Source organism: Dietzia aerolata (assembly GCF_014144865.1).
Taxonomy (GTDB): Bacteria; Actinomycetota; Actinomycetes; order Mycobacteriales; family Mycobacteriaceae; genus Dietzia; species Dietzia aerolata.
On sequence record NZ_JAALDM010000289.1, the window covers coordinates 1 to 10105 of the forward strand.

At 68.1% G+C, this 10105-nt stretch carries 9 protein-coding genes and 1 riboswitch; of the genes, 5 read left to right on the forward strand and 4 right to left on the reverse strand.

Annotated features, from left to right (window positions below):
* Window positions 1-1129 (reverse strand): MFS transporter (locus G6016_RS15040; RefSeq protein WP_182633428.1); only part of this gene is annotated, 1129 nt, incomplete at its 3' end.
* A 292-nt stretch (window positions 1130-1421) separates the two neighbouring features.
* Complete coding sequence (locus tag G6016_RS15045; protein ID WP_182633424.1) at window positions 1422-1598, reverse strand: hypothetical protein; 177 nt, start codon at window positions 1596-1598, stop codon at window positions 1422-1424.
* A gap of 418 nt (window positions 1599-2016) precedes the next feature.
* A riboswitch (SAM riboswitch) is annotated at window positions 2017-2132 on the forward strand.
* Between the two features lie 53 nt (window positions 2133-2185).
* Between G6016_RS15045 and G6016_RS15050 the strand changes: the two genes are divergently transcribed.
* The 4 genes from G6016_RS15050 to G6016_RS15065 all read left to right on the forward strand — a co-directional run bounded on the left by G6016_RS15050 (window position 2186) and on the right by G6016_RS15065 (window position 6577).
* A complete protein-coding gene (locus G6016_RS15050) occupies window positions 2186-3520 on the forward strand; it encodes an O-acetylhomoserine aminocarboxypropyltransferase/cysteine synthase family protein (RefSeq protein WP_182633425.1) in 1335 nt (444 codons plus the stop codon).
* 10 nt (window positions 3521-3530) lie between these two features.
* Complete coding sequence (gene metX, locus G6016_RS15055; RefSeq protein ID WP_182633426.1) at window positions 3531-4700, forward strand: homoserine O-acetyltransferase MetX; 1170 nt, start codon at window positions 3531-3533, stop codon at window positions 4698-4700.
* Window positions 4697-5305 carry a hypothetical protein gene (locus G6016_RS15060; RefSeq protein ID WP_241730353.1) on the forward strand — a complete coding sequence of 203 codons (609 nt, stop codon included), beginning with the start codon at window positions 4697-4699 and terminating at the stop codon, window positions 5303-5305. Before metX ends, G6016_RS15060 begins: the two co-directional genes overlap by 4 nt.
* Before the next feature lie 342 nt (window positions 5306-5647).
* Complete coding sequence (locus G6016_RS15065) at window positions 5648-6577, forward strand: type IV toxin-antitoxin system AbiEi family antitoxin domain-containing protein (RefSeq protein WP_241730354.1); 930 nt, start codon at window positions 5648-5650, stop codon at window positions 6575-6577.
* A 176-nt stretch (window positions 6578-6753) separates the two neighbouring features.
* On the opposite strand, the gene G6016_RS17370 is transcribed toward G6016_RS15065, so the two are convergent.
* Window positions 6754-7119: a DUF3017 domain-containing protein gene (locus G6016_RS17370; RefSeq protein ID WP_338403634.1), complete on the reverse strand. Its 366-nt coding sequence runs from the start codon at window positions 7117-7119 to the stop codon at window positions 6754-6756.
* Window positions 7120-7127: 8 nt separating this feature from the next.
* Window positions 7128-7823: a nitroreductase family protein gene (locus G6016_RS15075; protein ID WP_338403635.1), complete on the reverse strand. Its 696-nt coding sequence runs from the start codon at window positions 7821-7823 to the stop codon at window positions 7128-7130.
* 168 nt (window positions 7824-7991) lie between these two features.
* On the opposite strand from G6016_RS15075, the gene G6016_RS15080 reads away from it, so the two are divergent.
* A partial coding sequence (locus G6016_RS15080; protein ID WP_182633427.1) for a PEP/pyruvate-binding domain-containing protein occupies window positions 7992-10105 on the forward strand: 2114 nt, incomplete at its 3' end.

Below are 10105 nucleotides of genomic sequence, written 5' to 3' on the forward strand. Positions count from 1 at the left end.
CCCGCCGCGCCGCGACGACCGCCGCGACAAGGATCGCCAGCCCGACCGCCGCCAACGACGCCCCCGCGAGCGCCGGCGAGGTATAGCCGAACCCGAGCGCGATCACCACGCCACCCAGCCACGCCCCGAGCGCATTGGCCGCGTTGAGCGCGGAGTGGTTGAGCGACGCGGCGAGCGTCTGGCCGCGCCCGGCGTAACGCATAAGCCGCGTCTGCAGGCCGGGCACCAGCGCGGATCCGGTCGTGCCGACGAGGAACAGCCCGATCACCGCGGTCACGGGATGGTGCGCGGCGACGGAGAACAGCGCGAGGATGCCGACCATCACGGCGGCGATGAGGACGAGGCCGCGGTCGAGGTCGCGGTCGGCGACAATCCCGCCGAGCACATTGCCGGCCACCATGCCGAGCCCGTAGACCGCCAGCACGACGGGCATCCATGCGGGGTCGATGCCGGCGACGTCGACCATCGTCCACTGGATGTACGTGTAGATCGCGAACATCCCGCCGAAGCCGACCGCGGCCACCGCGAGCGTCGCCAGGACCTGCGGCCGGGCCAGCGCGGCGAGCTCCTCCCTCGCCCTGACGACGGGGGCGCCCTGGGGTTCGGGGACGACGACGAGGATCGCCACCACGGTCAGTGCGCCGATCACCCCGACCGCGATGAACGCGCTCTCCCAGCCGGCGGCATCGCCCAGCCATGTGGCGACGGGGACGCCGATCACGTTCGCCACGGACAGCCCGAGCAGGACCTGGGCAACCGCCCGCGCGTGCTTTCCTTCGCCCGCGAGCGACGCCGCTACCAGCGAGGCCACGCCGAAGTAGGCGCCGTGCGGGATACCGGCGAGGAACCTGGCAGCGACCAGCGCTTCCAGCGTCGGCGCGAAGGCCGCGGACACGTTGCCGACGGTGAACAGAGCCATGAGGACCATGAGCAGGGTGCGCCGTCGCCACCGGGAGGTCCAGACCGTCAGCAGCGGGGCGCCCACCACCACGCCGAGTGCGTAGGCGGAGATGACGGTGCCGGCCTGGGGCTCGGTGATGTCGAAGCCGTTCGCGATCTGGCGCAGCAGGCCCATCGCGGCGAACTCGGTGACGCCGATGCCGAAGCCGCCCAGCGCGAGCGCGAGGATCGCCAGCCGGACGCGGGCGGGCGTGAGCGGCGGAGCGGTGGGCGCAGCTTTCGGCTGGTCTTTATCAGTGGCGGACGCGTCAGGCTCACGGTGATCGTCTGAGAGCTGGGGCACCGCAGCAGGCTACGCCGTCTGGGACATCTGGCCCCACGCCCTAGGCCCGCGACTACCCCTGCGCACGCTCGCTACGCGCGCCGCACCGCCACAGCCCTGCCCGTGGCTTGCTCGGGTCGAAATGGCAGCGGCCCCCACGCCCGGTGAGGGGCAGAGGGGGCCGCGAAGAGCGAGTGGCTCAGAAGCCGAAGTTGGCCGATCCGGTGGCGTAGCTGTTCACGACCAGCGCGGGGATGCGGAGGATGCCGTCGATGACCGGGTTGCCCTGGTAGAAGCCGGAGACGGCCTCGACAAGCTGGCCGGTGACGTCGGAAAGCGGACCGGAGACGACGCCGCCGTACGCGGGGAAGTTCATGGTGTTCCTCGATTCGTAGTGCCCCGATTGGCGGGACTGCCGGGCCACCGCACTCGGGCGACCGAGCAGAACCTTATGTGCCACTTAATGACATCGGTGCGCCCCGACGGCGTCGAAGGTGTGACGCACCAGGCATTCCGAGCCTGCCGAGCAGGTCAGCAAGTAAGAAGATCTCAAGTTAGATCTTCCTGATAAACACCTGAACGGGCGTGCTCCGCAACCCCGTCAGCGCTGCTGATACGACAACTGTCGCGACTCCATTCGTTGACCGTCGCGACAACATCCCTCGGCTGTCGCGGGGCCAGCGCTCGGCTGTCGTGACAGCATTCGCCGGCCCGGCTGCCCACCCGATGACGCACGGCTAATGAACAGAGCCCCTCATTGCGGGCGCGAAGCAGCCTAGGCTAGCCTGTGCCCAGGTCATGAGTTCCAGCAACAAGCCCCGGCTAGCTGGACGGCAACCCTCCACCGCGGTGGGGTGCCCCGGGAGACGACCTGGCCCTCACCGCATCCGGTGGCAGGCAAGCGCGGGTCCGCAGTCCATTAAGCGGCCGGACCCTTCTGACGAGAGGAGGGGCTAGGCCCCTATGACGTACGACAACAGCAACCCCGACTGGGCATTCGAGACCCGGCAGGTGCACGCAGGTCAGCCCGTCGATTCCGACACCGGCGCCCGCAATCTCCCCATCTACCAGACCACCTCGTTCGTGTTCGCTGACGCCGAGCAGGCCGCGAACCGTTTCGCGCTGTCCGAGATGGGCCCCATCTATACCCGCATCACCAACCCGACCGTCGCCGCGGTCGAGGAGCGCATCGCCTCCCTCGAGGGTGGCGTCGCGGCGACCATGTTCGCGTCGGGCCAGGCCGCCGAGACGGCTGCCATCCAGTCGATCCTCCAGGCCGGCGGCCACGTCGTGGCCTCCCCCCGCCTCTACGGCGGCACGGACGCGCTGCTGCGGCACACCCTGCCGAAGTACGGCATCGAGACCACGTTCGTCGAGAACCCGGATGATCCCGAGTCGTGGCAGGCCGCCGTCCGGCCCAACACCCGCGCGTTCTACGCCGAGACGATCTCCAACCCGCTCAACGACGTGCTGGACATCCCGGCTATCGCGGAGGTCGCCCACCGCAATCAGGCCCCACTGATCGTGGACAACACGACGGCCACTCCGTACCTGGTCCGTCCCCTGGAGTTGGGTGCCGACGTCGTCGTCATCTCCGCCACCAAGTACCTCGGCGGGCACGGTTCCTCGCTGGCCGGCGTCCTGGTCGACGGCGGTTCCTTCGACTGGCGCGCGCAGCGCGACGGCGAGGACCTCTACCCGTCCTTCACCACCCCGGACCCCGCGTACCACGGCGCGGTCTACGCCGACCTGGGCGCACCGGCGCTGGCCCTCAAGGCCCGTGTCACCCTGCTGCGCGACACCGGCGCCGCGCCGAGCCCGTTCAACGCCTGGGCCATCGCGCAGGGCATCGACACCCTGAGCCTGCGCGTCGAGCGGCACGTCGCCAACGCGCAGAAGATCGCCGAGTGGCTCGACGCCCGTAGTGACGTCGCGACCGTCAACTACGCCGGCCTGCCGTCCTCGCCGTGGCACGCCAACGCGCAGAAGATCTCCCCCAAGGGCGCCGGCGCGATCATCACGTTCGAGCTCACCTCCCCCGAGGGCGCGTCCGACGAGGATCTCAAGTCGCGGGCCTGGGCGTTCATCGACGCGCTCAAGCTGCACTCGTGCCTGGTCAACATCGGTGACGTGCGGTCGCTGGTGAGCCACCCGGCCACCACCACCCACTCGCAGGGCACCCCGGAGTCCAACGCGAAGGCCGGCGTGTCCATCTCGAGCATCCGCCTGTCGGTGGGCATCGAGGCCGTCGAGGACATCATCGGCGACCTCGAGCTCGGGTTCGCCGCGATCTCCTGAAGTTAAGCCCATGGTTTCCGCCTCCGATCCGCTCGCGCTGCTGCCTCCGGGTGACGGCACTCTCGGCCACGTCGCCATCGGCGATATCACACTGGTCACGGGTGTCGTCCTCCCGGCGGTGACGCTCGCGGTGCAGCGGTGGGGGCGGATCAATGAGGACCGGTCCAACGTCGTGCTGGTCGAACACGCGTTGACCGGCGATTCGCACGTCGTGGGGCCGGTCGACTCGCTGCACCCCACCCCGGGCTGGTGGAACGGGCTCGTGGGGCCCGGACTGCCGCTGGACACCGACCGCTACTGCGTGGTGTCCGTGAACGTCCTGGGTGGGTGCCGCGGGTCGACGGGGCCGAGCTCGTTGCACCCGGACGGGCACTACTGGGGCGCCCGCTTTCCCGCCGTGTCCGTGCGCGACATGGTCAACTCGGAGCGGATGCTCGCCGACCTGCTGGGCATCGAGCGGTGGGCCGCGGTGATCGGCGGCTCGATGGGCGGCGCCCGCACGCTCGAGTGGATGATCACCCACCCGGAGCGGGTTCGCGCCGCCTGTGTTCTGGCCGTCGGCGCGCGGGCGTCGGCCGACCAGATCGGAATCCAGACCGCCCAGATCATGGCCGTCACCTCGGATCCGCACTGGCAGCAGGGCGGCTATCACGGCACCGGCCGCACGCCCGTGACCGGTCTGGGCATCGCCCGCCGCATCGCCCATCTGAGCTACCGCGGCGAGGTGGAGCTGGACGAGCGCTTCGCCAACCGCCCGCAGCCGGGCGAGGATCCGCGCGCGGAGGACCTGTCCATGTCGGGCCGGTTCGCGGTGCAGTCCTATCTCGATCATCAGGCGGGCAAGCTCGTCTCCCGCTTCGACGCCTGTACCTACGTGTTGCTCACCGACGCCCTTAACCGGCATGATGTCGGCCTTGATCGCGGCGGTGTCGACGAGGCTCTGCGCACCTGCCCGGTGCCGTGCGTGATCGGCGGCGTCACGACCGACCGCCTGTATCCGCTGCGCCAGCAGGCCGAGCTCGCCGAGTTGCTGCCGGCCGCCGACCCGCTGGTGGTCATCGACAGCCCCGCGGGCCACGACGGGTTCCTCACCGAGGACGACGTGGTGGGCCCGATGCTGCAGCGCACCATGGAATTGTCCGAGCAGGACTCCCGCAATCGTTCGCGGGGACTGGCGTGAAAAACCAAGATCGCACCCCAAAACCAAACCCCAACCCCAACCCAAAACCGGACGACGACGACAACACCGTTCACCCGGCCCCCACTGACTCGGCTGCGGGCACTGACCCGGCCACCACTCATCTCGGGGCCGACCACGACTCAGGCGATGATGCCTTTGCCGACCACACCCGCTACCCGGCGGCCTGGGCACTGGTCGGTATGTCGGCGGCGCTCGGGATCATCGGCCTGTCGATCGGGTTCGCCACCGTGCTCGGTCTGACCGCCACCGCGTCCGGGACCCGGGTCGACGGCTCCGCTGCCGACACCTCAGGCTTCGGACCGATGATCGTCTCCGCCGCAGCCTCGCTCATTCTGGGGATTCTGCTCATCGCCGGCGCCGCTCTGCTGTGGCGGGCCCGCCGGGCGTCAGTCCTGGTGATCAGCGCCGCCGTGACTCTACTGGCGTTGAGCTCGCTGGTCCGATTGGTGTTCGACAGCATCACGTTCCTGTCGGTGATCGGGACCGTGCTCTCGTTCCTCGCACTGGGCATGATGGGCTATCTGATCACGTCGGACGGTGTCCGCGAGCACGTTCGCGAGGGCGTCCCGCTCCGGCTTCGGTGAGCTGCCCCTCCACCGCTAGCGTCCGACCCGCTGGCGTCCCGCCCGCACCGACGCGCCCTTCACCTACCAGCAACCAGTTGACCCGCCCGATAGCGGTTCACACGCCCAATTGTGCAGGTCTTTCGCCATCGGGCGGGCGAGCTGAAGCTCAGCAGGTCCGCTTCGACTTTGCTCGTCCGATTTGCAGGTCGGGACGTCACTGAATCAATCCCAATGGGCTGTTCAGACAATAATTCGGCGCTGAGACAGCCGCATCCCACACGCATGACCAGCTCCACAGGCGAACCGAATCCGGCGGTGAAGCTCAGCAATCGCCTCCCGGCGATCTAGATCATGAGGTCCATGAACTCAGTGGACCGCTTGATGCCGATGCTCATGTCAACCGAACAACTGCGCAGTCGCGGAATGACCGCGCAGTCCTTACGCCGTGACGTCCAGTCTGGGACGCTTCTTCGAATTCGGCCGGGGTTCTTTGTCGAGAAAGCCGCGGCTGAGCTCGACAGGGCAGATCGCCACTTACTGTCGGTTCTCGCGGCCAACGCGGCGCTTGATCGCCCGGTTTTCTCACACGCCTCTGCTGCGCTTATCCACGGGCTCCCAGATTGGGGACTCCCACTTCGCAAAGTGTCCGTGTCCGAGGAAAGCACAAAGTCCGGATCACGTTCCTCCGAAATTGCAATAGCTCATCGGGTACCAGATCTGACGGACCACATCACTTCGGTTGACGGGCTGCTGGTCACCAGCCCGGAGCGCACTGTCACCGACGTTGCGTTGACCACCAAGAGAGATACGAGCGTGTCTTTGGCAGACGGCGCACTGAGATCGGGACTCGTCTCCCCGGATTCGCTCGCCGCCTCACTCGAGAATGCTTCAGGTCGCCATGGAATCAAACGCGCCAGAGACGCGATGAGCCTTGTCGACGCCAAGTGCGAGAGCGTCGCAGAGACACTAAGTCGACTCACGTTCCTCGACCACGATCTACCGATACCCGAGACGCAGGTCGAAATCCGCAACCACCATGGCGTTCTAGTCGCCCGTGTTGACTTCTTCTGGCCCGAGTTCGGCGTCATCGGAGAATGCGACGGATTCGGCAAGTACTTCAATGGCCGCACCCCGACCGAGACCCGGGAGCAACTGGTCAAGGAGAAAGACCGCGACGCTGAACTCGTAGCCCTCGGCTATCGCGTCATACATTGGCATTGGCGAGACATCATGGAGCCGGCTCGACTCGCGGCGTTGATCAGGCGCGTACTCTTCTCAACCGCCCAGTAAGTCCGCCAACAGTGCACGCTATCCGACGCTGCCTTACACCCCACCCGCCCGATGGCGAAAGAACTGCGCGATCGTGCAGGTCAATCGTCATCGCAAATGTCTTTCGACAATCGGCAGCAGCCAACGGTCAGACATCCCGCTGGGAGAAGGGTCGAGCTTCCCGGTCAGCCAGTGGGTCAGCCGGTTCCCAGCGCGTCGACGGACGTCGCGAGCCACAGGATGACCGCCCCGACCACCGCGGAGAACAGCACATCGAAACGCTTGGTCCGCACCGCGAGCAGTCGCGCCCGCTCGTCCGTGAGCACCGCCCGCAGGACCGCCGCCCCGAGAGCGACCAGTCCCAGAAGGAATGCCCCGCGCCGCCAGCGCTCGAACACCACGAAGCCCAGCGCGACCATCACCCCGAACAGCACCAGTGCCAGCGGCCACTGATCGCGGATCTGCGGCCAGGTAATCCGAGCGCGTCGGGTACGCGTTGTCCGCGCGCCGGCGCCCCGGGGCCCGTGTGCGGCGGCCGAGGTCTCCCCATGTGCGGAAGTCACCGGTCCGGTCACCACCTCTCGTCGTGGATGTGGGCTGCCCAATTGTCGCGTCGAGCCGGGCGGAAGCCTTCGCCGAGGGGGTGGGCGGTAGGCAAGACTGCCCCGATCCGTACCGATTCCGGCAACTCCAGCAACTCGGCCACCTCCTGCTCGGCGTCGAGCAGTACGGTCGTCCACGCCGATGCCAGGCCAAGCGACCGCACGGCGAGCATATAGCTCCAGGCCGCGGGGAGCACCGACCCCCACAGAGACGCCTGGTTGCCGTCCATCGACCGACCGGCGGTGTCGACGCACGCCACGACGTGAACCGGCATCCGGCCCATGTTCGCGGCCAGGTGCGCAGCGGACTCGAGGTCGCTCGGAGCCTTCTCGCCGCGCCGGGCCGCCTCGCTCCGGGCCGCCTCGAGGAACTCGCCGTATCGGGCGTTCCACACCCTTCGGTAGTGCTCCCCCAGCTCGGCGCGCGTTCCCGGATCGGTCACCACCACGAAGTGGGCGCGAATGCTGGCACCGCCGGTGGGGGCTTGTCCCGCGTACCCCAGTGCGCGAAGAATCGACTCCATATCCACTGGACGTTCCGGATCCAAACGCCTCCGGACCGTCCGGGTAGTAGCTAACGCCTCAAAGGGGGTGTGCGGCAGCAACTTTCGTCCGATATCAGGTAACGATAGGGGGTCCGAGAACGACGGATCCAAGAGAGCCACCTCCCCACTGTAGCGTGCGGAAGGAGCGACACGCGGTCCACTGATGAGTCAACATCCCTGCGGAAGGCGAGGACATTGCGACACACTTCCCACCGAGAAACCCTCGGCGGCAAGGCATCCGGCTTACTCGACCTCGCCGGGGCCGGGTGCAGGGTGCCGGCCTGGGAGGTGCTGGACGCATCGTATTTCCGACTCGATTCCGGCGAGGGCCCACTGTCGCGTGACGTGATGGACGAGTTGGAGCGGATCGTCGGATCACTCGGTCCGGGCCCGTTGGCCGTTCGGAGTTCCGCGACCGTTGAGGACGGCGACGAACGCTCCTTCGCCGGCGCGTTCACCACCGTTCTCGGTGTCCACGTCGACCCCGCCGCGATCCCGGGCACGGGAACGGGCATGGGCCTGACGGAACTCGCCGACGCGGTCCGCACCTGCTGGCGCTCAGCCGCAGGCGCGAATGCGACCGTGGCCGGGGGCAAGGGCCGGGGCACACACACCAACCCGGTCGGGCCAGTTGTCGACGAGGACCCAACCGGCTCTACACCTGCGATGGCCGTGGTGATTCAACGCATGATCTCCCCCCGCGCGGCCGGGGTGGTCTTCACCGGCCAGGCCTACGGGCGCCCGGACACGTTGCTCGTCAGCGCGGTTCCCGGACTCGGCGAGGGGCTGGTCTCCGGTGCCGTCGATGCGGACGTGACCCTGGTCGATCTCAGTGGCCGGCGCCTGCGCGAGCATCTCGGGGATAAGGAAACGATGTTCCGCCAGGTCCGCGGCACGAGTGACCGGGCCGGAGGCGACGCCAGGATCGAGCAGGTCGAGGTCCCGATGCGGGATCGGGCGGGCGCGGTCCTGACCGACGGCGACCTGCGTGCGCTGGCCGCGGAGGTCGCCAAACTGCCCGATCCGGTCGGAAATGGGATTGACGTCGAGTACGCGATCGACGAAGACGGGGTATGGATGCTGCAGTCTCGGCCGGTCACGGCGGAGATCCCCGAACCGGATCTGCCGGTGATCCCGGACGCAGCAGACGTGGTGCGTGCCGAGTCGACGGTCCCGGGTCAGGAGCGGATCTGGGACAACTCCAACATCATCGAGAGCTTCAACGGGCCCACCTCGCCGCTGACGTTCAGCACCGCGTCCTCGGTCTACGCCCGCGTCTACGACGGCTACGCCCGCTCGCTGCGGGTACCGCGCGCCCAGCTGGCGCAGGTCCGCGAATGGACTCCTGAACTACTGGGACAGTTCCACGGCCGCGTGTACTACAACCTCATGAACTGGTACCGGATGGTCGGGATCGCGCCGGGCTATCCGCTCAACCGGCGGGTTCTGGAGGTCGCTCTGGGGGTGTCTGAATCGCTGGACACGGCGACCGCGCGGACTCTACATCCGTTCAGATTCGCGACCCCGCTGCACCGCCTCGTCTCGCGCACCATCACCACGGCGATCTTCGTCCGCCGGCTGCTGGGAATTGAGGAGTTCGTGGACGACTTCCTATCCTCGTTCGACACGATCTACCGCGAGTACGACGGCATCGACTACGACGCCCTGTCCGGCCCGGAGGTGTTCCGCCGCTACGAGGAGATGGAGCGCCGGCTCATCGACCGGTGGGGACCCGTCATGGTCCTGGACGCCGCGCTGCTCACCCTGAGCGGGTCAATGTTCGGCGCCACCAAGCTTCTGCTGCCGGATGCCCCGGAGTGGGTGGGCTACGCGGTCATCTCCCCCGGCGCCGACATCGAGTCTGCCGAGCCCGCCCACGCCCTGTCCGAGCTGGCTGGCAAGATCTCCGCCGACCCGGACCCGGACCTGCGCGCGATGGTGGTCGAGGGCTCGGGCGAGACCGCACTGGCCCGGATCCGCGAGGAGGGCCCCGACTGGCTGCGCGCGGACATCGACGCCTACCTGGCCGACTACGGCTACCGCAGCCCGGACGAGCTCAAGCTCGAGATCCCCGACCTGCGCGAGGATCCGTCCCTGCTCATCGGCATGATCCGCGGGGCACTGTCGTCGGCCTCCCCGGATCACGGACCGGAGGCCGAGGACTACCTGGACGCGCACCTGACGGGTCTGCGCCGCCGGTTCTACGACGGACTGCGTCACCGGGTTGCGCGGGCGGCCGCCTGCCGCGAGCGGGTCCGCTTCGCCCGCACCCGCGCGTTCGGGATGATCAAACGGATGGTCCGCGCGATGGGCCGGGACCTCGCATCGAGGGGCGTGATCGACGCCTTCGACGACGTGTTCTGGCTGCGCCTGGACGAGATCCGCTCGCTGTACCGCGACGG